Origin of the sequence: Alteromonas lipotrueae, from assembly GCF_019249215.1 — a bacterium.
Classification (GTDB): Bacteria; Pseudomonadota; Gammaproteobacteria; order Enterobacterales; family Alteromonadaceae; genus Alteromonas; species Alteromonas lipotrueae.
The window spans coordinates 180,389-204,289 of record NZ_JAESDI010000007.1 but is presented as its reverse complement, the minus strand read 5'-3'; the positions used below and the strand labels follow the sequence as shown (position 1 = coordinate 204,289).

Below are 23,901 nucleotides of genomic sequence, written 5' to 3'. Positions count from 1 at the left end.
CACGCTTACGCGCTTAGTTAAATGGAATGATTTATATTCGCTCATAGCATGAGCCTGCAAGGAGCAAAAAATGAAAAAGTGCTTTAGTTTACTTCTCTTTATCTGCATTTTTAATGTGTCTGCGCAAAGCTTTGATACCGCTAAATTAGATAAGTATCTAGCTGCGCTTGATGAAAATGAAAAGGCAATGTTTAGTTTGGCAGTGGTAGAAGATGGCAAGCCTGTTTACGAAAATTCAATAGGTTATGCCGATTTAGCCACGAAGAAGAAAGCCAATAAACACACTCAGTATCGCATAGGGTCGATTACTAAAGTGTTTACATCTGTAATGATTTTTCAGCTCATCGAGGAGGGGAAACTTTCTTTAGATACTACATTGGCAGGCTTCTATCCCAATATTAAAAATGCCGATAAGATCACAATCTCTATGTTACTTAGCCACCGAAGTGGGATTCATAATTTCACTAACAAACCTGAATTTAGTCAATATATGACGTCACCCAAGTCAAAGGGTGAAATGATAGGAATTATCGAAGCGCTAGAAAGTGACTTTAAGCCAGGCAGCCAAACGCGCTATTCGAACAGCGGATATTTACTGCTGGGCTTCATCATAGAAGATATTACGAAAGCGACTTACGCCCATCAACTAAAACAGCGTATTAGCATGCCATTAAACCTAACGAGAACGATTTATGGTGCGGCTATTGATGTAAAGCGCAATCAAGCTAACTCATATAAACCTATCTCATCGGGTTGGGCTCCTGCAAGCCTCTCCGATATGAGTATCCCCCATGGCGCAGGTGCAATTGTCTCTACGCCCACCGAGGTCGCCTTGTTTCTCTCTGCCCTTTTTTCCGGTGAGCTAGTTTCTGAGGATTCGCTGAACCAAATGAAACAGGTAAATCAAGGTATAGGGCGTGGCTTGTTGCAATTCCCCTTTCACGACAAAAGGGCTTTTGGACACAACGGGCGAATTGACGGTTTTAATTCAGTCGTGGCTTATTTTGCTGACGATAACGTTGTTTTAAGCCTGGTTTCCAATGGGTTAAATTATGCGCTGAACGATATCAATATAGCCGTATTGAGTATTTATTATGGCCTTGATTATGAAATACCTGACTTGACCCAGATGCCAGTGGAGCTTGCGCAAGAATACCTTGTTAACTACGAAGGTGTGTTTATCTCCCCAGACATTCCTCTGAATATCACGTTAAAAGTCGATGATAGTGTGCTAACGGCGAAAGCTACAGGTCAACCGGTACTTGGTCTTACTCCGTATTCAGCCTCGGAATTTCGTTTCACGCCAGCAGGTATTGTTATTGTGTTTGAAAATGCCGGCGGTCTAGTTGACTATACTCGCTTCGAGTTACAACAAGGCGGCGGGAAGTTTAGGTTTACTCGAGAGTAAACCTAATATCGCGTATCTCGTGTGAACCGTGGCAAAGCCTTTCGGCGTATATTGAGTTTGCGATACACTGCAAAAAACGTTTACGAGGTTAGCCATGTCATTACCCCTTTCACTACTCGATCTTGCCCCTATTTCAGACGGGCAAAGCATAAGCGATGCATTAAGTAACTCGCGAGAGTTAGCTAAGCAAGCTGAGCGTAGTGGATATCAACGTGTGTGGTTGGCAGAACATCACGGTATGCATGGTGTGGCGAGTTCTGCTACCGCCGTTATGTTAGGCAACATTGCCGGCGCTACTAACCACATTCGTGTAGGTGCAGGTGGTGTAATGCTACCAAATCACGCACCATTGGTTATCGCCGAGCAATTCGGTACGTTGGAAACCTTGTACCCAGGTCGCATAGATTTAGGGCTTGGCCGAGCCCCAGGTACCGACATGGCTACCGCAAAAGCATTGCGTCGCAACCTTAGCAGCAACGCGCATGTAGACACCTACCCTGATGACATAAAAGAGCTTCAACATTATTTGGGAGCCCCAGAGCCTGGGCAGAAAATTATCGCGGTGCCGGGTGCCAACACACATATTCCGTTATGGTTGTTGGGTTCAAGTTTATACAGTGCGCAATTGGCTGCATCGGTTGGGTTGCCTTATTCTTTTGCGTCGCACTTTGCACCAGACCAGCTGTTCGATGCCTTGCATGTTTATCGTTCTATGTTTAAACCATCAGCGCAGCAAGAAACGCCTCACGTGATGGCGGGGTTAATGGCGGTTGTAGCCGATACCGATGAAGAAGCTCAGTACTTGTTCACGTCGGTTCAACAGCAGTTTATGAATATGCGGCGCGGGCTGAATAAGCCTTTCGCTAAACCTGTAGATGATTTATCTAATATTTGCAGCGAAGCCGATTACGCTATGCTGTCTCATGTATTGCGTTATGCGTTAGTAGGCTCAAAAGCGACGGTAACCACGCAGTTAGCTAAGTTTGTAGAAGCCACAGAAGTGGATGAGTTAATTGTTTCAATGCCCATTCATAATCTAGAGGCACGACTAAAAAGCGTTGCGCTTTTGGCCGAAGTGAAAATGTAGTCGAAACCAACGTCTAGCAGAAATGCGCCTATCTCTAAATGTGGATATGACACTTTGAATGGAATTAGAAAAGCCTGCTAAGAGCAGGCTTTTTACGTGTAGCAACGGGCATTATTTCTTATTCGCAAGGCGCTCAATAAGCGCTTTATGCTGAGGGAATTTTTCTAACAATTCATGCTGAAAAACTTCAATCATATCTTCAGGCTCCCACCCAGGGGATACCGCTTCGCTCACCAAACCATAGTCGCCATCAGTTAATTCGGCCGCTTTATAAGTGCCACCGGGAACAGCAAGCTGCAACTGCTGGCCGTTGGCAATATCAGGCCCTACTACCACTTTTTCGTAATGGCCATCTGGGTAAATCATATGGTAAGTAATGGGCGAGCCCATATGGTAAAACTCAATGCCATCGGAATACTTAGTATGAAAATGGTCAATACTATTGTCGTTCGTAAGCATATAATAAATAGCGGTCATGGTGGTGCGTTCACCACGCGCCGTTGTTACTTTGTCTCTGTGATCCGCTTTAAAGCTTTGGCGAAAATACCCACCTTCGAAGTGATGAGAGAGGTTGAGTTGTTCAATGACTTGTTCTTTCGTTAACGTCTTCATATTATTGTTCGTCATTTTCTGGTTCCTCATTTCGTTGTTAGCGATAGGCGAAAAGCTTGCCAGGCATAGGCTTAAACCTATACCTAGCGTTGTCATTTTTTTGCTAGAACATATATTTGGGGGAGTACTAGGGATAAGAGATTTTATTCGCCTCATAATATGGTTATTATCCTTGATAGGTTTAGCCGTAACGGGTTAGGCATTTTATATGGCCCTTAAATTATAATGGGCTCCAAATCATAGATGGTTAGTACGCTAGGGCACTTTTTAACGCTTAATCTAGCGCAAACTACCTACAATCACACTGATGGGTGTTTTAAGCCTATATTATACGAACTTCAGCTATGCAGCGAAGTCGATTAACACTATGATATTTCAAACTAATCACCTACTCACAAGCTTAATAGTTGGGCTAAATAAAGATGAAAAAAACGTCACTACTCATTGTGAGTATACTCCTTTGTTTTGTATTTCACGCTCAGGTTAACGCTAAACCACTACGTGTGGTCATAATAGAAACGGGTCCTTTACCGGTAGTGATAAATACAAAAGATGCCTTTATCGATGAACTTACGCTGGTTATGCCCGATCATGAAATAGACGTAGAAATATATAATGCAGAGGGTCTAGAAGAAAAGGCGAGGTCTATTGTGGAAACAATCACCGAGCAAGCAGCGCCGGACCTGTTAGTACCAATTGCTACGCTTGCCACTAGGGCGGTTTACAACTTTTCCGCTGCGGCTGAGATTCCTACTTTATTTATGACAGTGGCAGACCCTGTAAAAGAGGGCATAGTCACTGCGTTTGGCGAACATAGCACGTCAAACATAACCGGTGAATCTCACGTATTAGATGCCAAGGTGAAGTTGGATATGCTTGATGGCTTACTAAAAGCCTCTGCACTGGAGGAACCCATCACTATTGGGCTGGTGCACTCAGAATACCCATCTTCAAAAAGTTCGGTAGAAAGCCTGTTAGCACTCGAGAGTCAGTATGATAACGTGAAGTTTGTGACGGTGAGCACCGCCTATGTTGAAGGCACTTTAGGGTTAGGTGCTATGCGTGCTGGTATAGTGGAAGTGCTTAAAGAAAAAGTAGAAACATCTGGCCTCGATGCTTATTGGCTTTCCACTGGCCCCTTGCTTCAAGCCGACGATCTCATTAATGTTATTTACAAAGAAACTAAACTATTACCGATTTTTGCCGAAAGTATAGAGTCTGTACAGCAAGGTGCGTTACTTGGCGTTGTAGCAGATGAAAAGAGTATCGGTAAATCAGGTGCATTACGCGCCAAGAGGATCTTAAGTGGCGAGAGGGCGAATACCATGGCTGTCACTAGAATGGATAAATACACAATAGGGGTGAATGTATCTACCGCCATAAAGATGCACATTCCTATTCCCTCGACGTATTTAAAGTTATCGAAAGAGCACGTTTATCAATAAAGAGTAGTACCAGATATTTATGCGAATTAAGTCGAAGCTTTTAGCTATTTATATCCCCATTCTGTTTACAGGAATGGCGCTAACGGGCTATTGGGCCTATTTGACGGCTTATGAATCAGTGAGAGAGCGAGAGTATCAGTTACTGACTCAAACTCTGTCATTAACCTTTATTGAGTTTGTGCGAGAGCGGCACGATTTGTTAGTGGATTCGGGTTTAGAAAATGTGCCTGTATTTAGAGATGCCTATCAAAAAGAGGTATTTGACGAGTTAGCAGAGCTTCATCAGTCAACTGGTAAGCATTTTGCGGTAAGCGATAAGTCTACTGGCGCTGAGCTATTTAGTACCTATGAAGAGTGGGCGCCCATCAATACCGCTAACGCTAACATTACCACTATCAATGCTACCGATATTGCATTTGGCGAGTCTGAATGGAGAGACCAAGATGTACTCTTTGCCTGTAGTAAGTTCGACCCTTGGAACTGGAAGCTTACGGTTAGCCAATCTACCGATGAGCTAGAATTATCATTGTCAAAAATAGCCTGGCTGACCATTGCTATTACCTTGTTTACGGTGATTTTGGTGAGTTTATCTATAGGAAAAATTACCCAGTATTTTGTGATTTCCCCTATCGGCAAAATTAAGAATGCGACAAGCAGTATCGCAGGTAATCATAAACGGGTAAGCATTGATGTCAGCGGCAAAGATGAGTTGAGTGAATTAGCCCAAGATGTCGAAGCGATGTCTGCAGACATCGAAAATTATGTGGAACGGGCACAAGCTGCCAATAAAGCCAAAACGGACTTTCTTGCCGTCATGAGCCACGAAATTCGCACGCCGTTAAATGGTATTCAAGGGCTTGCTACTTTATTGCTAGATACGCCGTTAGATGACAAGCAAAAGCAATATGCTTCAGATTTACGCTCTTCAGCTACCATTCTTGCCAATGTGATCAATGACGTACTCGATTTATCCAAAATTGAATCTGGCATGTCAGACGTTGATGTGACTGAATTTAATTTAGATAGCATGCTGAACGATCTTATTACCTTGTTAGGTATTAATGCGAGTGCAAACCACACGCGGTTAGAATATAAAAGTAAGAATTTGGACTCGGTAATGGTCACGAGTGATGTGACTAAACTGCGCCAGATAGTGATTAACCTAGCCAGTAACGCCATCAAATTTACGCACAAAGGCACGGTGACGGTTACAGCGAGTCTTAAAAACGTAGCCGGTCCAACGGTAGAAGAAAACCGTTTAGTCATTTCTGTGAAAGATACAGGAATTGGTATAGAACCAGATAGGCTTGAACATATTTTCGATAAGTTTACTCAATCTGATTCTTCTATTTCCCGTCGTTATGGTGGTACCGGTTTAGGTTTATCCATTGCTAAAGAGCTATCGCAACTATTAGGTGGCGATGTCAAAGTGGCAAGCCAAGTGGGTGAAGGGTCGTGTTTCACAATGTCTGTCATGGTAAGCGCTCGTGTTATTGATAGCGCGTCACTGCAAGAAGCGCAAAGTAACCTAAATAAAAATATAATCCTTAAACCGGGTATTAGTGTATTACTGGCAGAAGACAATGCGATAAATGCTGTGGTGGCTCAAGCACTGTTAGAACAACTTGGGTGCACGGTTACTCATGTCGACAACGGTTTAAAAGCAGCCGTTAAAGTTGAAGAGGAAAAATTCGACGTTATCTTTATGGATATTCATATGCCTGTGATGGATGGTGTTGAAGCCACTAGACGCATTCGAAGTTTACCAAGTGACGCAAGCCAAGTCCCTATTATCGGGCTAACAGCAGAAGCCTTTAAAGAGCGCCATGACGCCTTTAAACAGGATGGTATGAACGACGTGGTCACCAAACCTATCACCATTGAAGCATTAAAAGATAGTCTACTTAAGCTAGTCTTATAGAAGCGTCTATACTTACTGAAAGAGGTTACCCATGTTGGGAGAAGCAGGTGGAAGTGGTTGGAAAGCATAGAGAGATTTTAAGACTTCGTGTTGCTCTTATTATCGGCGCTTTGTTGTTAGCCTCTTTTGTTCTCGCGGATATGGTGATGTTACCGTCCCCCTTGTACGAGTTTTATTTGCAAAACCGTCTTATGTATCAATTGCCCATCATTTTTACGGTTATTGTACTTTCGTTCTTTCGATTCTTTTATGCTGCCAAGAGCTGGATTTTTGCTGGGTTGATGGTGGTGTTAACTTTTGCGAATTATGTGCTTATTTACCAAAGTTGGGTATTACACCAATTTGCTTTTCCTTACGAGGGCACGATTTTATATGCATTCTATTGTGTATTCGCGTTGGGTGTTACTTACAAGCTGGCGCTGGTGGCATCGGTAATAAGCATCGCTGGGTTTATGGGGTTAATGGTAATAGCGCCGGTATATGGCGACCGCGTCATGATTTCAACGTCATTTGTGGTAGGCTCGTTATTTATATGTGCTTATGCAAAATATCGATTAGACAGAATAGTTATTCTTTTAAAATCAACAAATAAAAAGCTAAACACCTTAAGTCGAGAAGATCCGTTAACCAATCTTCTTAATAGACGCGCGCTGATGAAAGAAGGCGAGAGATTACTGTCGCTCAGTAAAAGGCAGAACCTTTCTTTCGCTGTATTTATGCTCGATTTAGACGACTTTAAGAAATACAACGATGCCTTCGGTCACCAACAAGGTGATGATGCCATTGTGGCGCAGGCCGATGTGATGCGCGCTGTATTTCAACGACAAACCGATATTTTGGGGCGTTATGGCGGCGAAGAGTTTATGGTTATTGTTAGTGGATTTTGCGCAAGGCAAGTAGAAAAAAGCTGCCAGCAAATACTCGATACATGGGATGAAAAAGCCTTACCACATGCACCAAATGCGTCAGCGAAAACCGTCTCTTGCTCTATTGGTGCAGTGGTTGTTAATAATGTGAAAGGGCAAACATTAGAAGGCTTAATTAACCAAGCTGATAATGAGCTTTACCAAGCAAAGTCTGCGGGGAAGGGGACTTATTTACTATCGACGCTAAGTGAAATTAGCGTCGATAGTTAATGTAGAAAACATAAGCGTTAGGCTTAAAGTTTAACGATCATTTTTCCTTTGTTATCTCCAGAAAACAGCATCTGCAAACCCGCTACTGCCGACTCGATCCCCTCAACCATATGAGAGCGATATTGAATCTTGCCTTGTTGTACGTAGGGCGATAGCTTTGCAACAAGTTGAGGTACTTCGCCCCAATGATCAGGCATGGCAAACCCGCGAACGTTAATGCGTTTTTTAATTAATGGGATCCAGTTCGGGCCGGGAGCAGGCTGTTCCGATTGATAATCGGCAATCATGCCGCAGACCACAATACGGCCATGCGTATTCATACGATTGAAAATATGATGTTGAATAGGGCCGCCGGTGTTTTCAAAGAACACGTCAATTTTATCGGGGGTGAGCTCAGTTAATTTCGCTTCTAAATCGTCAGTTTTGTAGTTTACGGCACCGTCGAAGCCGAGTTCGTTGATAATCCAGTCTGCTTTTTCATCACTGCCTACTACGCCAATAACGCGAAGGCCGTCTGCTTTTGCGAGCTGACCAACTATCGAGCCTACTGAGCCAGCAGCGCCAGTGACAACCAAGGTTTCACCTTCTTTAGGCTCACCAAAGTTATATAAGCCCGTGGTAGCGGTTAAACCAGGAAGCGCAAATACGCAAAGGGCCATTTCTTCGGTAATACCTGGCTGAAGTTTATTGAAGCCTTCACCACTACTCACCAAGTATTCTCGCCAGCCGGTCATCCCCATGAGTTTGTCGCCAACAGAGAAATCCGCGTTATTAGACTCTATTACTTCACCCACACCGCTTGAGCGCATGACTTCACCAAGCTCGACAGGAGGGATGTAACTTTCACGATCTTCACTCATCCAACCTAGCATTGCAGGGTCGAGTGACATGTAAGTTTGTTTGATCAGTATTTCACCTTCACCCGGAGAAGGAATAGCTTGCTCACGAGTTTCGAACAAATGGGGACCAATTTTTCTATCGTTTGGGCGATTGACCAATAGAATTTCTTTATTGTTAGACATGTGAATCTCTCCTAAGACGGTTGAAATTATCTCGTACTATTGTTGTGGGGCTAGAAACTGCTTATACAAGCGTAATCGCTAGATAGGTCAAAAATAGCGTGTTTAATCAAGTCTCCTCCAATTGATTAGGGTGATAGGTAGACTCTCTCATTCACAAATAGTGTCAATTTTTGCAATCTATTATTTTCAAAATGTTTACAACTTCTTTAATTGTGTCGCTAAAATTGTAAAAAATGCGATAAAACAGCGTGAATGGCGTTAACTTGCATTGAACAAAACATACCGTAACCGTAGAATGCGCCACTGCATATTTCCTGTTCTATAAGAGTATTTTTATGAAGCAACATTTTTCTTTACGCGCCTCTGTATGCTTAGCACTCGCCTCTATGGCATCTTCTTCTGTGCTAGCTGCTGGTTTCCAAGTAAACGAGCATAGTGCGAATGGTTTTGGCCGCGCGATGGCGGGCCAAGCGGCAACGCCTGAAAATGCATCAATTCTTGCTACTAACCCTGCTGCTATTACTGAATTTAAAACTGCCCAGTTCAGTGCGCAGGTAAGCTACATCAACCCACAAATTGATATTCGTGGTGATATGGATGTTGCTGTGTATAACGAAAGCGGTGAAGTGCTGTTTGCTAATACTTATGATGCGAGTGAAGAAGATATTGCTACCACTGCTGTAGTGCCTTCTTTTTTCTATACTGCACCGGTTAACGACAAGGTGTCTTGGGGTATCGGTGCGTTCTCTAACTACGGCCTCGCTACCGACTACAGCAATAGCTATAACGGTTTGCACTTTGCTGATGACGCTGAAGTAACTTCATTTACACTAAACCCTGTTGTGGCTTATAAAGTAAACAACACGTTAAGCTTAGGTTTTGGCCTTAATGTGACCTACGCGGAAGCCGAAATTGGTACTGCTATTCCTCAAGCATTTGGTGCGTTGCTTGGCAGCGATGCACTAGGTAATGCAACTATCGTTAAGATGTCTGGTGACGATGTTGGCTTTGGTTGGAATGTTGGCGCGTTATGGCAAGCCACTGAGACGACTAAGTTGGCGTTTAGCTACCGAGCTGAAACTGAACTAGAGCTTGAAGGTGAAATTGAATCAGATCTAGGTGTTATTATTCCTGCAGTGGCAGAGCTATACAACCAAGGCGGTTCACTAGACCTTGATTTAGCTGCAATCACTGAAGTGGCTATTAACCAACAGCTTAACGATGAGTGGTCAGTGCAAGCCAGTGTTGTATTCACTGAGTGGAGTGCATTTGATAAGTTGAATGCAGAGCTTGATAGCGGTGACGATTTGCTACTTAAAGAAGAAGATTTCGAAGATTCATTCCGCGTAAGCGTAGGTGGAACCTACCTTTATAGTGACAAGGTTACCCTTCGTGCTGGCTACGCATACGATGATGGTGCTGTTAGCTACGAACACCGCTCGTTGAGTATTCCAGACACCGATCGTCATTGGTACACTGTAGGTGCAACATACGCATTAACTGAAAGCACCAGCATTGATATGGCTTATGCTTATATTAAAGGTCGTGAAGCGGCAGTTAGCCAGCAGCGCACTATTGGTACTATTGTCAGTGATCTTACGGCTACTGAGCATGCTAAAGCGAACGTATTTAGCTTACAGATAAATACCAGCTTCTAAGCAAATTTGATAAGAAAAAGGGCATCATATTGATGCCCTTTTTTATACTTCAGAAAGCGTCTATTTCGTATAACCTAAATCTCAGAGAACCAGTCTTGCAAGCATGTAATGGCTGCACTTATTTTGGCTGGCACCAGTTCACGTTTGGGCGTAACCGCGTAAACGGTGTAGTCAGGTAAAGACCACTCAGTAAATAGCTGTTTCATTGAACCGTCAGTAAGTAAGTGTCGCACCTCAGGCTCTGGCAGTACGGCATATCCTAGTCCGTCACGCGTAAGCTGAATCAAAGTTTGCATTGAATCCAGTTCAATGCGGCTAGATGTCAATGGGACTTTGCCTAATGTACTGTGTTTTATGACATATTCCTCTATGTGTCGATGAGACATATAGGAATATTCTTGCAATATTGCAGGTGACTCCAAATGGGATTTAGCCAACGGGTGGTCTGCCGATGCACACAGAATACGTCGCCATGTGGCCAATTCCAAACTGCTGAAATTAGTATCAGAAACCGGGGTGAATCCAAGCAGCAAGTCGGCACCAGATACAATAATATCTGTAGGCCTATCGGTAAGGGTTAGCGAGATATCTATTTTCGGAAAATCTTCACTTAACTTACGTAATGGCTGGCTTAGCAAGCCTCCACCAAAACCTTCTGGGGCAATAATATTCACTTTGCCTGAAGGTGCGTCTTGCAACGTTTCAATACGTTCTTGCGCTTCAATCGCGGTATTTAACATCTTTTTGCTGGTGTCGTAATAGATCCTTCCAGCCTCGGTAAGGCTCAAGTTTCGGGTATTACGATTAAATAAACTCAGCCCAATGTCTTGTTCAAGTTTTCTTAGTTGTTGGCTAATTGCCGAAACGGTCATATGCAGGTTTCGGGCTGCAATACTCATGCTACCGCTTTCAGCGACCTCAACAAAAATTTGCAGAGAGCGAAGTAGTTTCATGTTCATTGGTAATTGTATCCTCATCGATACGAGTCAGTTGTTCTCGCGTTGCTTTTTTAAGTCCTTTTATGTCCTATAAATGTAATCCAATAAGGGAAACTCTACATCCGTGTTCAGCTTATGAAACTGCAACTAAGCGCGTTTTATTCTATTGAGGACAAAGATCTAGGTTAAAAAGGAGAATAGAACGCCCCTCGACAAATGGAGTTTGTTAGGGGGTTGTATCCAGTGTTTTTAATATTTGTAAAATGCCGATATAACACTTTCTTTCATACCGAAAGCTGGTACGTTAAGAATTAACAGCGCACAGGCTATTGCCTCTGCCACTTCCAATAAAAAACTGAATAAGAATGGTGATTATGAAACTTCGCGTTATTTCGTTTCTGCTGTGTATGTCATTTGTTGTGGTGATATCAGGGTGTGCCAGCACTTCATCCGTAACTCAGCCTCAATATGGCCCAGTATCTTTTACTGGCGATGAATTTACCGCAGTTATGGTTGCCTACGCACCAGAAATGGAGGGGATTTTGGGAAGAATCGACTCTGATCCTAATGCACAAATTCATACCACCACCACAATAAAAGGTATTACTTATCGCATTGGCACCTACCACGATGAACCTATTCTTGTTTTCGCTACTGGAATGAGTATTGCCAACGCGGCCATGTCGACACAAATGGCGCTCGATTATTTCCCGGTTAAACAGGTGGTTTATATGGGCATAGCAGGAGCCGTAAACCCCAAGTGGCAACCAGGTGATGTTATTGTGCCAGAGCGTTGGTACTACCATGATGAAAGTGTTTACACCAATGAAGACCCTGAAAGTCCAGGTAAGTATGTATTACCAGAATACTACGCTAAGTTTATGGAAGAGCAGCCAGCACGCTTAGCAGAAGACCCACATTATCCTAAATACAAGCCTTTCCAGTTTATTCACCCTGACGAAGTGCTTATTACAAAAGACGGTATGGAAAAGCCAGAAGATACGGCTTACTTTACCGCATCATCTAGATTATTGAACGCAGCAAAAACCGCCATGGATGCGATGCCAGTTCAGCGTATTTTGAACGAACGTGATGCCAAGCTTCATGTAGGTGGAAATGGTGTTACAGGCTCAGTGTTTATGGATAACCGAGAATATCGTAAGTGGGTTCGAGATGTTTTCACGGCTGAAGTCACCGAAATGGAATCTACTGCGATTGGCCAAGTATGCACAATTAACGATGTGGATTGGGTCATCATTCGGGCTATCAGTGATTTAGCGGGTGGCCAAGAAGGCGTAAATACAGAAAATTTGTATGATAAAGAAGTGTCTCGTGTAGGCGCGAATGTATTATTTGCTGTGCTAGACGAGTTAGCTGAATAGATAGATTCTGATCTATTCAGAAGGCTGCATAGAACAGTGGCCGAGGATGAATAACATCCTTTCAAATACAAAGGGCGAGGCAGACTTATTACATTATCGAGTTTGCCTCGCTTTTTTGTTTTCTCTTTAGCTTTCTAGCGAATAGTACGCACCATATTGATGGTGGTGGTAGCCAGTTTTACTTCAACTAGAAAAACAACAAGCGCACAAATTAGAAACATCATTGCCAGTATAAATAGCGAAATAACGGGGGTTTTTAAATCGACAATCCACAAAGAACCAGCAAACAAAGCCACAATAACGGTGCACACCATTAGCCCCGAAGCCACGCATAAGCCAATGGCCCAGTTGATGACTTTCACCCTGCGCCAAAGTACTTTTATTTCTCGCTTTGAACGGTCAACAATATGAGGGTCTGAGAGGGTATGAATTTGTCTTTCCGCTACTCTTACTCTATCTGATATCCTGCCAAGTCGAGACGACATAACGTTTAAAAAACCCGCTATACCTGTCAGTAAAAAAACAGGGGCTACCGCAAATTCAATAAGTTGAGATAGGCTAGGTATTAAGGTATCCAAAAATTACCTCCGGTAATACATTGCTGCTGTGCTATCGCATTGACGCAGCTTATACGTAGATTAGCCCATTAGCGAGAAGAAGTACTGAGTGGTGGGTTAAGGCTTGCAACCAGTTTCCATGCCTCACCATCTTCGTTTTAGTGGCTAAGTCATTACTTTTACTATTCATCGCTAAATAGTTAACGATACAATTGGCGTTATAGCTAGCACCAATGTTGTGGTCGAATGACACACATTATACGTATGTTAATCTCGCCAAATCTATAGAAAGGACAAGCAATGAGCTCCACATTCAGGTTATTTTTACATAGCCTTAGTACCGTAACTGTCGTGTCATTTTCTTTTTTTGCTGCCGCGCAAACCCCAGAGGGCTCGAACAGTGGAAGAAGCGTAGAAGCAATAGAACGTGTGGTAACAACGGGAAGCAGAATTGCTAATTCCACCTCCAACGTAGGGTATGTGGTGTCCACGGTTTCAAGCGATGACATTAACTTTGTGTCGCCAAGCCATATACAAGAAGTGTTGAATTTTGTTGCAGGTGCTGGTGTTCAGCGAGGAAATGGTCAGGAATACTTACCTGCACTGCGTTCGCCAGTGCTTACCGGGGCGGGGGCGTGTGGCGGTATACTGGCCGCTGAAGATAACATTCCTTTACGCGCCGCAGGCTTTTGTAATATTAATGAGCTGTTCGAAGCGCATGGTGAAATGGCCGAGCGTATAGAGGTGTTAAAAGGCCCGGCTTCACCCCTTTATGGCGCTAACGCTATTCACGGCGTGATTAATGTTATAACCCCCGATGTAACCCAAGATACTGCCTTATATGGAATTGATTATGGTTCTTATGGTTATAGCAGGCTGAAACTGCGGCAAGGAAAAGACTTTGGTGAGTCTGGTATAGGCATAAACGCGAGTATTACCCGCGGCGGCGGGTATCGAGACGAAGAAAGTGTAGATCAAGAAAAGGTTAATCTCAGGCATCGATACGAAGTTGATAACCTAAAAGTAACCAGTGGGTTGACGTACACCCATTTAGATCAAGAAACCGCCGGTTACATTACCGGATTTGAAAGCTATAAAGATGAAGATATCGCCCAAGGTAACGACAACCCTGAAGCCTTTCGAAAAGCGAAAAGTTTGCGTGTATGGAGCAAAGTAGATGTGGCGTTAAGCGGCGACAACGCACTGTCTATTACGCCGTATTATCGCGATCAAAGCATGGAATTTCGCATGCACTTTTTACCTGGTACACCGCTTGAAGAAAATGAACAAGAAGGGTTTGGTGTACTTTCCCAGTATCACCATGTGGTGAACAACACGTTAAGTTTTGATGCTGGGTTAGACGCTGAATATACCCAAGGTAGCTTGGTGCAAGCACAAGACGGCGCTACGACTGGCTCTGCATTCTTAGTGGAAACCGTACCAGCAGGGCTTCATTACGACTACCAAGTAGACGCTACCCTTTATGCGCCGTTCATTGCGCTAAATTGGCAACAAGCGGCGTGGGCAGTGTCATTAGGTGGTCGGTATGAGTATATGGATTACGATTACACCAATAACATGATATCAGGCCGCACTCGTGATGATGGAACCGAATGTGGTTTTGGTGGTTGCCGATACGCAAGGCCTGAAAGCGGCACCAACGATTACAGTAATTTTAGCCCTAAACTCTCGGTGAGCTTTCAAAGCAGTGAAACAACCCAGTGGTATGCAGGGTTATCGAGAGGTTACCGTGCCCCGCAAGCAACCGAACTTTATAGGTTACAGCGCGATCAACAAATTGCCGACTTAGACTCTGTCATCGCCACCAATGTAGAAGTTGGTGTTAAAGGGCAACACCAAGCATTTCGCTATGTGGTATCTGTTTATAGCCTAACCAAAGATAATGTAATTTATCGTGATAGTGATTTTTTCAATGTAAGCAATGGAGAAACCTGGCACAGAGGAGTCGAGTTAACTCTAAACTATCAAATTAGCCAAGGTTTTGATGTTGCATTTGCAGGAAGCTATGCCAAACATACCTATGAGCACAGTGAACGTGTGGGGGAAGTCGATATTAGGGGCAACGATATTGATACTGCGCCAAACCTTACCTTTAATACCCGCTTAGGGTACACGTTCACCGAAAGCACTCGAGCTGAACTTGAGTGGCAGCATATCGATGAATACTATACCGATGCTGAAAACCTCAACGAGTACGAAGGCCATGATTTATTGAATCTACGTGCCTCTTGGGCAATTTCGCCTAAAATCTCAGTGTATGCAAGAGTGAATAACTTACTCGATACCGCCTACGCCGAACGTGCTGATTACACCTCGTTTACCGCAGATAGGTACTTTCCTGGGCGGCCAAGAAACGTGATGTTTAGCGTTGATTATCAGTATTAGTTAAAACCATTATCTACTCTGGTATAAAAAGCGGTAGCCTGTAGTTCACGGTTACCGTTTTTGCTTTTTTGTCGTACGCCCTGCGAGAACCACCCTGTCAGGCTTGCGAGAGTATGCGTTCAGGCGTACTGTTAGCCTCACTCATGCAGCGGATACCGTTAGTCGCGCCAGGTATATCATTTCAATAATCTTGGATTATGAAAGATGAGATACGTGGAATGATTAAATTATAGGTAAACCCATGCAAAAAATAGTTGTTGTCGGCGGTGGCGCTGGAGGTCTTGAACTCGTAAGCCGCTTAAGCCGCACCCTCGGGAGAAAGAACGAAGCAGAAATAACCCTAGTTGATAGAAGTCGTACCCACATTTGGAAGCCCTTGCTTCATGAAGTGGCTGCTGGCGTTATAGACAAGCACTCAGATGGTGTTGATTATGCTATTCATGCTGCTGCACATCACTACCGTTTTCAGTTAGGGAGTATGTGTGCCATTAACGCAGAAACCAAAACTATTACGCTTGCACCTTTATTTGATGATGAAGGTGTGTCGATTTTACCGGAGCGTGAAATACCTTACGACCAACTAATATTGGCTATTGGTAGTGTCAGCAACGATTTTGGTACCCCCGGTGTTGCGCAACATTGCTACTTTCTTGATTCACTGGTTCAAGCTGAACGCTTTCACAAAGGGTTGCTGAATCAGCTAATTCGTATTAACCAGCAAGAAGATGAGAATAGCTTTATTAAAGTGGCTATTGTGGGCGCGGGAGCGACGGGTACTGAATTAGCCGCTCAGCTACATCATGTTGCTAACTTATCCAAAACTTACGGCATGCCCGGTATGTCAGCATCCCGTTTAAAGATAACCATTGTAGAAGCCGGTGAGCGGATATTGCCCGCACTACCTGAGCGTATCGCCAATTCTGCTCGTAAGGCGCTGCATAAACTCGGTGTAGACATCAAAGAAAGCACGATGGTGGCAGAGGCTGATGAAAATGGCCTTATCACTAAAGATGGAAGCCGTGTGGATGCTGATTTGATGGTATGGGCGGCAGGGGTGAAAGCGCCTGACTTCGTAACCGAAATGGGCATTTTTGAGACCAATCGCGCAAACCAAATTCTTGTTAATGAGCACTTACAAAGCACTGGTGACGGTAATATTTGGGTCATTGGTGATTGCTGTGGCTTCAAGCAAGAAAACGGAAAGTGGGTGCCGCCTAGAGCGCAGTCTGCACATCAAATGGCAAACACGGCGGCAGAAAACATTATTGCATTGCAGCGGGGTAAAGCGCTAAAAGGCTATGTATATAAAGACTATGGTTCGTTAGTGCATTTAAGTAACTACAGTACAGTGGGCAGTTTGATGGGCTCGTTATCAAATTCAAGTATGTTTATTGAAGGTCGTTTAGCCAAATTGGTTTATATCTCTTTATACAACATGCACCAATTTGCGGTACACGGAAAGCTTAGAGGCGCACTTAAGCTGCTACTTAAGAAGCTTAGTTATGCGATTAGCCCTAAGTTAAAGCTACACTGATGTCTCAGGGTAAGACTGATGCCTAGGTAAACATTTTGCCTGTAAACGTAAAAAGCCCGCATCAGCGGGCTTTTTTATTTTATAAGCGAAAAGCGTTACTGTTTAACGCCTTCAACATGAAGTGAAAGCTCAACGGTTTGTGACGCGGGACCTAAGTCGTAGTCGATGCCATAGTCTTTTAGCGCAATAGTGGTAGTGCCTGAGAAGCCGGCGCGGTAACCGCCCCAAGGATCGCTACCTTCACCAATTTTTTTAGCTTCAATAGTCACAGGCTTAGTGACACCATGCAGCGTTAGGTTACCCATGATGTCTAACATGCCATTACCCTTGTCAGCCACTTTAGTACTAACGAATTTAGCTTCTGGGAAGTCGTCTGCATTTAAAAAATCATCACCTCTTAAATGCTTATCACGTTCTGAGTGGTTTGAATCTATGCTATCGGTATCGATAGTCACTGACACAGACGCTGCAGCAGGGTTATTTTCATCGTAGCTAAATGTGCCTTTAAAGTCGTTAAAGCGTCCAGTGAGCCATGAATAACCTAAATGCTGAATTTTAAAATTAACTGATGCATGAGCACCTTTTGAGTCAATAATATAATCAGCGGCGTGAGCTGAACTTAGCGACATGGCCGCGACTAACGCAAGTGTTAACTTCTTCATAAAATCTCCTTAATATAAGTATTTAGCGAAGCCTTAACATCTGCTTCAGTGTGTTGTCTTTATCAATAAAATGATGTTTCAATGCCGCCAACCCATGTAAAGAAGTCAGCGCGATTAATGTCCAAGCAAGGTAGAAATGCACCTCGCCAGCAAGTTCTTCTTGATTTTCAATAAACTCTCCAAATCCTGGTACCGCAAACCAGTTGAATACATCTATGGCTCTGCCATCGGCCGTTGAAATAAGATAGCCCGAGGTAAAAAGCGCTAAAAGGACAAGGTAAATAGCACGGTGTCCTAATTTACTGGCCAACGTCTCAAACTTGCTTCCAAAGGTCGGTGGTCTTTGTGTAAATGCACGTGCAATAAGCCTTACTAAAGTCATTGCGAACAATAGTAACCCTACACTTTTGTGCCAATGGGGCGCGGTTTTGTACCAATCGCTATAGTAGGTCAAATCTACCATCCACAACCCAGAAGCAAACATACCTATCACTACCAGTAAGGTAAGCCAGTGAACTAAGACAAGCCAAAGAGGCCAACGTTTTTTCATAACTGAAATAAGCAATAGAACCAAATTATAGGGATAGTCTACTGGAACAACAGAAGAGTAAATATTGCAAAGCTTATAACAGTGCGTTCTATTTATTAGAATGAACCCGTAAGGTGTAACCAAAGCTATACTTGGTAATTAGAAAATAAGCGATAAATCGTCTAAAAATTGAGGCGGGTTTAAGTGATAGTGAACAAAAAAGCCATATAGTAATAATTAGGGGCAGCTAACCCGCTCACTTAATATCGCTGGAGTTCTTCTTTTGAATCTTTTGCTATTGCTACTAACCATGTCGTTCCTAGTACCTGAAAATGGTGCTGGCAATGTATTGAGCAAAGATTACTCGCAAGTATCGAATGACATCAGCATTCAATATTTAGCCTCTTCAAATCAAGAGCAAGCCAGTGACAAAGACGAGCTTGATGATGGCGCCTACTTTTTAAGTGCTTTCTTCGCGAGCACGACTGTTCCCAGCACTCGTTATTTTGCTTATACCCTTATCAGCGATGCAAACTTTGCAGCGCATCCCATTCGCGCTCCACCCCATCTTAGTTAGACAAAATATTTATCCATCTATTAAATTTGTTAACTATTTAAGGGGAAGGTAATGCATACCTTACAACTTCATAAAACCGATGCCGCCGATCGTCTAGCTTGGCCTGTAGTTGAAAACAAAGTGTCTGTCACATCATCAGCGATGGCGGTATTCACAGACTTCAAACAATACATGCCGCACGTGATTGACGAAAATGCACCCGCCACACGCGTCGAAAAAATCATGCGCCAATCTCATGTGCGTATGATGCTGGTGGTAGATGCCAATAATGCATTCACCGGCATTGTTACGTCACAAGACGTAAGCGAACAGCATATTGTGCAGAAAATTGCTGAATTAAAAGTGCCTAGAGACGGCTTAGTGGTGCGTGATTTCATGCAGGCGAAAACGTCTTTAATGTCATTCGATTTCACAGAATTGACAAAATCGTCAGTGGGAGATGTGGTAGAAACACTTAAAGACTATGGGCAGCATCATTGCCTAGTTCTGGACAGAGACTCTCACGAAGTACGGGGTGTTATTAGCGTTAGCGATATCGCCCGTGAATTGAGAGCACCGCTTGATGTTCAAGATAAGCCCACGTTTTCTCAGTTGATTCGAGTGTTGGCCGCGTAGCTAAGTTCATAATATTACCATGACCGAGGCTTTCGACAATGCCCGCTGTCGCTTGAAATAACCGGTTTTGATATCAGGCCCTCACCATTGTTGAGGGCCCCAAGCTTACTTTATTTCGAATCTTGAAATCATTGTCTATAGTTTGGTTGTGTAGTATTGCAGTGCAGAGAATTATGAAACCAGTACATGGCTCCTTTGTTGTTACTCGGTGTGGGAACGTTATGCTTACTCAAGCTTACGGACCTTGGAACAGTGAGTGTGTTGATGGCTTAGTACTTGATTATAGAGGTAAGTCTATCAATATGCATGGTAGCCGCTGGGGGGATATCGTGATTCTAGAAGGAGAATCCTTGCTAATTCCGGATGCTGAGAGCCTTCTCGCTGAACGTATATCCGCAGTACGTCACCTTGGACTAAGTCATTTGGCGTTAGTACTTGAATCATCATTCGTAAAATCAACAACCCGAAATCAACTTGACGCGGTATACCGCCAAACAGGTGTGGACTTTTCTTTCTATGATACCTATGCAGAAGCAAGGGCGTGGTTAACTCATTTAGGTTACACCCTTGATGAAGAAGCAGAGCGCGGCCACTTTGTGAAAACCAAACAACATTGCCAGTAGTTGCATGAAACTCAGCAAGTTGGAATGATTTTCGCAATGTTCTCGATAAGGAAGATGTTTTAAACGACTTAAATCGAGGCCAAACTATGATCCATAGCACCTATCCACCCAGTGTTGTTATAAAAGCTTTCACTTGGGCTTACCAAGAAGTTGGCTTGAATCAAGCAGAGGCTGCTGATTTACTTGGCGTTTCTGAAACATCCCTATCGCAAACTACTCTGCTTGGATTCGAGCACGGAACAACAGAGTATCGTAGACAGCTCTCTTTCATCCGTATGTATCATTTACTCATTGCGCTGTCAGAAGGGGACAGTGAGGCTATGCAATTATGGTTTCAGCAATACCAGAGTGGAATAAGAACCTCGCCTAAAAACCTGTGTTTTACATCAGACGGTATTGAAAAAGTGACTGATTACTTACGCGAGCTAAAGCAAACGGCTGAGTTAAGGCCAAGTCTGTCACATTTACGAAGTGCTAGCGTAAGCACTGCTGCTAGAGTGGTTACGCATTAGACGTATTACGCGGTGCATAAACAGGACGAGAAACTTAGTTTTGTTAAGAGCGCTTACTCTGTGCGTTTACGCCGTTCACTTTGTTGATAAAATTAAAACAGGCTTCTGGCTGTGTATTAATTATCATGTGCCCCGCGTTGGGGATCACCTCAGCCATACTATTGGGAAGCGACGCAGCAATATAAGACATATGCGCGTCGGGTGATAAAATGGCATCTTGTTCACCGTACAAAATACCCACCGGGCAAGAAATTTTGTCGTAATGTTCGAACTGTTTATACAAACTTTCTGTGGAAGCTACCATGTCACAGCTAGCTTGATAAAAGCTCTCTGAATGAAGCGCCAGTGCACCACCGCTTTCACTTCCAAAATTTGAGGGTACCCGCTCTGGGAAAAAGATTTGAGCGACCTGCTTTTTACCAAGAAATATACGCAGTGGTGCGGCCAGTGTACTACTAATAATACTGCGCAATCCTTGGTAAGGAATGTACAGCACAGACAATGGACCAGGTCCTTTCGTTAAGGGGACGGTTAAGGGGCAAAGCAGCGAGATTGATTTAATTCTATCCGGTGCATCCAGCGCCATGCGTAAAGCAATAGCGCCTCCCATAGAGTGCCCTGCAACAAAAGCTTCATGTATGTTCAACTGCGACATCCAATCTAAAATAGCGGCACTTTGAACGTTAAAATCTGCCGATGTGTTACGATGACGGGTAGAAAAGCCGCTTCCAGGGCGATCAATACTATACACGGTATAATGCTTGGCTAACTGATTCGCTAAGGCAGTAAAATTAAGCGCATTCCCGGATAGGCCGTGGATAAGAATAAGAGTAGGACCATCCCCTTGTTTGGTGTAGTGAATCTTTTCTTGCTGCACGTTTGAAAATTGGCCAGGTGGGCGGAAGCTTTTTTCGATTTTCTTATCGATGTGTTGAGTAAAAAACCATGACGCCAGTAACAGGCAGAAGGCAAATGCGACAACAATATAAATGATCACCACAATGTGTTTCCTTTATTAGTGTAATTAGTAAACTAATAAGAAATGAATAAACAGTCAATGTAAGCCTTTTTCAGAGGCTAAAAGTACAATGTATAAACCGTCAAATAACGTACAAGTGAAGAATTTAACCGTTAAGCTATGATTACGATTACCCCTACTATCACGCTAGAAGATAGCGACATTGAAATGCAAGCCATTAGAGCACAAGGTGCTGGCGGGCAAAATGTGAATAAAGTGAGCAGTGCTATCCATCTGCGCCTCGATATACCTGCTTCATCTTTGTCTCAAGAGGTGAAAGATACGTTGCTAAATACAAAAGACAGTCGAATTTCGAACGACGGTGTTTTTGTTTTAAAAGCACAAAATTCTCGAACCCAAGAACAGAATCGGGAAGATGCCATTGTACGTTTAAAAGCGTGGATAGTCAGTGCCACTAAAAAACAGAAACCAAGGAAGGCAACCCGCATGAGTCGAGCGGTTAAAGCGAGGCGTGGCGAGGCCAAAAAGCAACAAAGTGTGAGAAAGTCTATGCGGAAAAAAGTGGATATTTAACCTTCTTTAGCCTAAAGTATAGCTCTTCAGCGACGTCGTTTCGTAAAATGAATGGAACATTCTACGTATTAATGAGTTAAATACGAAAAATATACGATTAAAGAATACGTTTTGCGCTCAAGCTGTTATGGATATTAGGGAACATCTTCAATGACACGGTCTGACATTATACCAATGGTACTTTTCGCTGCCATCGTTGTATCGCTTGGGATAAATACGCCACAAGCGGCTAACGAAATAATAGCGAAACTCTTCGGTAAATCTATTTCAAATAGCGAACTACAACCTAGTCAAAGTGATGTCGATCGCTTCCAGTCAATTCTTAGTGACAAATCTGAAGTTGAAATCCGCAAACTGTTAGCTCAGCGTGCGTTAGGCACTAAAATTAGCGAATCTGTTATCGCTGACTTCGCCGACGAAAACAATATTGAGCCTTCAAAAAGCGAAGTTGAGTCTGCTTACGCGGTAATTAAAACCTGGACAATCGATTTAAGCCACAATGCTGAATACTCAGATGAAGAAGTTGAACGTTATCGTTTAGCCATGGCAGAGGGTATGGCCAAGAGTTGGAAAGTGTCTAAGTCACTGTATGAAGCCTTTGGTGGAGACGTTGTTTTCCAGCAAAGTAACCCGCTTACGCCTGTTGGTGCCTATAAAGAATTGTTCGAGCAATATCGTTCACAAGGCGAGTTTGTCATTTACGATCCTGTCTTCAAAGCGGCTTTTTGGGAGTCGGTAAGAATGCGTTACTCCAATGTACTTTCTCAAGAAGATATCGATTATTCATCGCCTTGGTGGGAAGCTGGACTCAATGCTTCTGGTGATTAATGTCTTTATATGACATTGTTTTATATAACGTTTATAATATATTGAGTTGAATAAAACGCCCCGCTTTAAGCGGGGTTTTTTTATTTGTGAAAAATTTTTATCGTTTGTTGGGAATAAACTCTGAGGTTCATTCGTTATTTAAGTGTCTTTGATGAAAAACAGGAAATAAACGAATGAACAAACTACATACTGCTTTAATTGTTGCACTAGGTCTTACTTCAAACGTGGCGCTGGCTCAGGCTGTAACAACGTCTGTTTCAGTGTCCAATAGCACCCAAGCTTCAACCAATGTATCTGGTGAGCAAGCAAGTGCTACTCAGTCAATGTCCTCACAAACTTCAGCTTCTGCAAACGTAGATGCACAGTCAAATAGTGTTACAGAAACTGAAACTGAAACTGAAGCTGGCAGCGAAACGCAAAACGCAGACCAGGCTGATGCTACTGCCACTACTAACGACACATCAGAAACATCTGATGCGGCAAGCGGCGAAATGCTTACTCAACTTACCAGTGCCCAAAGTGCTCTTGTAGGCAGCGGTGCGGCAACGCAAACCATTGCTTCTAATGCTGCAGGCGCCTTAGATATTACCGCTTCAACAGCCACAGATAGGGTATCCGGCGCCGTTGATAGCAGTGTATCGCAGGCGGTTGATATCAATGGAATGGTGTCATCAACACTAACCCAGTCGGTTGAGACGGTAGCGCAATCGCAGGTTGAAGAAAGCGTGGCTAGCCAGGTATCTGGTCAAGTAAGTGGGCAAATCGAAAATACGGTTTCAAGCACTGTTGAAAATACGGTGACTGAAAGTATTACTGGCATTCTAAACCAGTAACAGTCGCGCGGATTAACGTGTTCGACGAACCGTGATCAGCCGCCACCTCTCGTTATTCCTATAA

At 43.4% G+C, this 23,901-nt stretch carries 23 protein-coding genes; 16 read left to right on the top strand and 7 right to left on the bottom strand.

From position 1 onward, the window contains the following. Nucleotides 1–70: 70 nt before the first annotated feature. A complete protein-coding gene (locus JKP82_RS10130; protein ID WP_126874010.1) occupies nucleotides 71–1,408 on the top strand; it encodes a serine hydrolase domain-containing protein in 1,338 nt (445 codons plus the stop codon). Between the two features lie 94 nt (nucleotides 1,409–1,502). Continuing rightward, nucleotides 1,503–2,495 carry an LLM class flavin-dependent oxidoreductase gene (locus tag JKP82_RS10125; protein ID WP_159533921.1) on the top strand — a complete coding sequence of 331 codons (993 nt, stop codon included), beginning with the start codon at nucleotides 1,503–1,505 and terminating at the stop codon, nucleotides 2,493–2,495. Nucleotides 2,496–2,606: 111 nt separating this feature from the next. Here JKP82_RS10125 and JKP82_RS10120 read toward each other — a convergent pair whose 3' ends face one another. Then, nucleotides 2,607–3,122, bottom strand: a complete 516-nt coding sequence (locus JKP82_RS10120) for a cupin domain-containing protein (protein ID WP_201299285.1) — start codon at nucleotides 3,120–3,122, stop codon at nucleotides 2,607–2,609. 407 nt (nucleotides 3,123–3,529) lie between these two features. On the opposite strand from JKP82_RS10120, the gene JKP82_RS10115 reads away from it, so the two are divergent. Genes JKP82_RS10115 through JKP82_RS10105 form a run of 3 tightly spaced genes read left to right on the top strand, consistent with a single transcriptional unit; the run spans nucleotide 3,530 to nucleotide 7,609 of the window. Then, on the top strand, nucleotides 3,530–4,552 hold the full coding sequence (locus JKP82_RS10115; RefSeq protein WP_159533916.1) for an ABC transporter substrate-binding protein: 1,023 nt from the start codon (nucleotides 3,530–3,532) through the stop codon (nucleotides 4,550–4,552). 19 nt (nucleotides 4,553–4,571) lie between these two features. Continuing rightward, nucleotides 4,572–6,473 carry an ATP-binding protein gene (locus JKP82_RS10110; RefSeq protein ID WP_159533914.1) on the top strand — a complete coding sequence of 634 codons (1,902 nt, stop codon included), beginning with the start codon at nucleotides 4,572–4,574 and terminating at the stop codon, nucleotides 6,471–6,473. 47 nt (nucleotides 6,474–6,520) lie between these two features. Next, the gene (locus JKP82_RS10105) at nucleotides 6,521–7,609 is read left to right on the top strand and encodes a diguanylate cyclase (RefSeq protein ID WP_218396874.1); all 1,089 of its coding nucleotides are present in this window, start codon (nucleotides 6,521–6,523) and stop codon (nucleotides 7,607–7,609) included. Between the two features lie 23 nt (nucleotides 7,610–7,632). Here JKP82_RS10105 and JKP82_RS10100 read toward each other — a convergent pair whose 3' ends face one another. Then, nucleotides 7,633–8,631, bottom strand: a complete 999-nt coding sequence (locus tag JKP82_RS10100; RefSeq protein ID WP_218396872.1) for an NADP-dependent oxidoreductase — start codon at nucleotides 8,629–8,631, stop codon at nucleotides 7,633–7,635. A gap of 335 nt (nucleotides 8,632–8,966) precedes the next feature. On the opposite strand from JKP82_RS10100, the gene JKP82_RS10095 reads away from it, so the two are divergent. Then, nucleotides 8,967–10,289 carry a porin gene (locus JKP82_RS10095; protein WP_159533908.1) on the top strand — a complete coding sequence of 441 codons (1,323 nt, stop codon included), beginning with the start codon at nucleotides 8,967–8,969 and terminating at the stop codon, nucleotides 10,287–10,289. Nucleotides 10,290–10,363: 74 nt separating this feature from the next. Here the strand turns inward: JKP82_RS10095 and JKP82_RS10090 are convergent, their stop codons facing one another. Further along, entirely contained in the window at nucleotides 10,364–11,248 is an 885-nt protein-coding gene (locus JKP82_RS10090; RefSeq protein WP_159533906.1) for a LysR family transcriptional regulator, read from the bottom strand. 353 nt (nucleotides 11,249–11,601) lie between these two features. Here JKP82_RS10090 and JKP82_RS10085 point away from each other — a divergent pair, with 353 nt between their 5' ends. Next, nucleotides 11,602–12,609 carry a 5'-methylthioadenosine/S-adenosylhomocysteine nucleosidase gene (locus tag JKP82_RS10085; protein ID WP_218396870.1) on the top strand — a complete coding sequence of 336 codons (1,008 nt, stop codon included), beginning with the start codon at nucleotides 11,602–11,604 and terminating at the stop codon, nucleotides 12,607–12,609. Nucleotides 12,610–12,743: 134 nt separating this feature from the next. Here the strand turns inward: JKP82_RS10085 and JKP82_RS10080 are convergent, their stop codons facing one another. Continuing rightward, nucleotides 12,744–13,187 carry a DUF2721 domain-containing protein gene (locus tag JKP82_RS10080; protein WP_159533902.1) on the bottom strand — a complete coding sequence of 148 codons (444 nt, stop codon included), beginning with the start codon at nucleotides 13,185–13,187 and terminating at the stop codon, nucleotides 12,744–12,746. 279 nt (nucleotides 13,188–13,466) lie between these two features. Here JKP82_RS10080 and JKP82_RS10075 point away from each other — a divergent pair, with 279 nt between their 5' ends. Together JKP82_RS10075 and JKP82_RS10070 are read left to right on the top strand one after the other, a co-directional pair. After that, nucleotides 13,467–15,572 (top strand): TonB-dependent receptor, encoded by a 2,106-nt coding sequence (locus tag JKP82_RS10075; protein ID WP_218396868.1) that lies wholly within the window; start codon nucleotides 13,467–13,469, stop codon nucleotides 15,570–15,572. A gap of 241 nt (nucleotides 15,573–15,813) precedes the next feature. Then, nucleotides 15,814–17,106 (top strand): NAD(P)/FAD-dependent oxidoreductase, encoded by a 1,293-nt coding sequence (locus tag JKP82_RS10070; RefSeq protein WP_159533898.1) that lies wholly within the window; start codon nucleotides 15,814–15,816, stop codon nucleotides 17,104–17,106. A gap of 95 nt (nucleotides 17,107–17,201) precedes the next feature. On the opposite strand, the gene JKP82_RS10065 is transcribed toward JKP82_RS10070, so the two are convergent. Further along, nucleotides 17,202–17,768 (bottom strand): YceI family protein, encoded by a 567-nt coding sequence (locus JKP82_RS10065; protein WP_159533896.1) that lies wholly within the window; start codon nucleotides 17,766–17,768, stop codon nucleotides 17,202–17,204. A 22-nt stretch (nucleotides 17,769–17,790) separates the two neighbouring features. Next, a complete protein-coding gene (locus tag JKP82_RS10060) occupies nucleotides 17,791–18,318 on the bottom strand; it encodes a cytochrome b (protein WP_218396866.1) in 528 nt (175 codons plus the stop codon). Nucleotides 18,319–18,580: 262 nt separating this feature from the next. Between JKP82_RS10060 and JKP82_RS10055 the strand changes: the two genes are divergently transcribed. The 4 genes from JKP82_RS10055 to JKP82_RS10040 all read left to right on the top strand — a co-directional run bounded on the left by JKP82_RS10055 (nucleotide 18,581) and on the right by JKP82_RS10040 (nucleotide 20,624). Next, nucleotides 18,581–18,874, top strand: coding sequence for a hypothetical protein (locus JKP82_RS10055; RefSeq protein ID WP_218396864.1), 294 nt, complete (start codon nucleotides 18,581–18,583; stop codon nucleotides 18,872–18,874). Between the two features lie 51 nt (nucleotides 18,875–18,925). Continuing rightward, complete coding sequence (locus tag JKP82_RS10050; protein WP_159533890.1) at nucleotides 18,926–19,489, top strand: CBS domain-containing protein; 564 nt, start codon at nucleotides 18,926–18,928, stop codon at nucleotides 19,487–19,489. Nucleotides 19,490–19,662: 173 nt separating this feature from the next. Further along, nucleotides 19,663–20,112, top strand: coding sequence for a hypothetical protein (locus JKP82_RS10045; RefSeq protein ID WP_159533888.1), 450 nt, complete (start codon nucleotides 19,663–19,665; stop codon nucleotides 20,110–20,112). Between the two features lie 86 nt (nucleotides 20,113–20,198). After that, nucleotides 20,199–20,624 (top strand): hypothetical protein, encoded by a 426-nt coding sequence (locus JKP82_RS10040; RefSeq protein WP_159533886.1) that lies wholly within the window; start codon nucleotides 20,199–20,201, stop codon nucleotides 20,622–20,624. A gap of 43 nt (nucleotides 20,625–20,667) precedes the next feature. Here the strand turns inward: JKP82_RS10040 and JKP82_RS10035 are convergent, their stop codons facing one another. After that, nucleotides 20,668–21,624, bottom strand: a complete 957-nt coding sequence (locus tag JKP82_RS10035; RefSeq protein WP_159533884.1) for an alpha/beta fold hydrolase — start codon at nucleotides 21,622–21,624, stop codon at nucleotides 20,668–20,670. 138 nt (nucleotides 21,625–21,762) lie between these two features. On the opposite strand from JKP82_RS10035, the gene arfB reads away from it, so the two are divergent. The 3 genes from arfB to JKP82_RS10020 all read left to right on the top strand — a co-directional run bounded on the left by arfB (nucleotide 21,763) and on the right by JKP82_RS10020 (nucleotide 23,837). Next, nucleotides 21,763–22,176: an alternative ribosome rescue aminoacyl-tRNA hydrolase ArfB gene (gene arfB / locus JKP82_RS10030; RefSeq protein WP_159533882.1), complete on the top strand. Its 414-nt coding sequence runs from the start codon at nucleotides 21,763–21,765 to the stop codon at nucleotides 22,174–22,176. 150 nt (nucleotides 22,177–22,326) lie between these two features. After that, complete coding sequence (locus JKP82_RS10025; RefSeq protein ID WP_159533880.1) at nucleotides 22,327–23,004, top strand: hypothetical protein; 678 nt, start codon at nucleotides 22,327–22,329, stop codon at nucleotides 23,002–23,004. A gap of 173 nt (nucleotides 23,005–23,177) precedes the next feature. Then, nucleotides 23,178–23,837 (top strand): RodZ family helix-turn-helix domain-containing protein, encoded by a 660-nt coding sequence (locus JKP82_RS10020; RefSeq protein ID WP_218396862.1) that lies wholly within the window; start codon nucleotides 23,178–23,180, stop codon nucleotides 23,835–23,837. Nucleotides 23,838–23,901 lie beyond the last annotated feature (64 nt).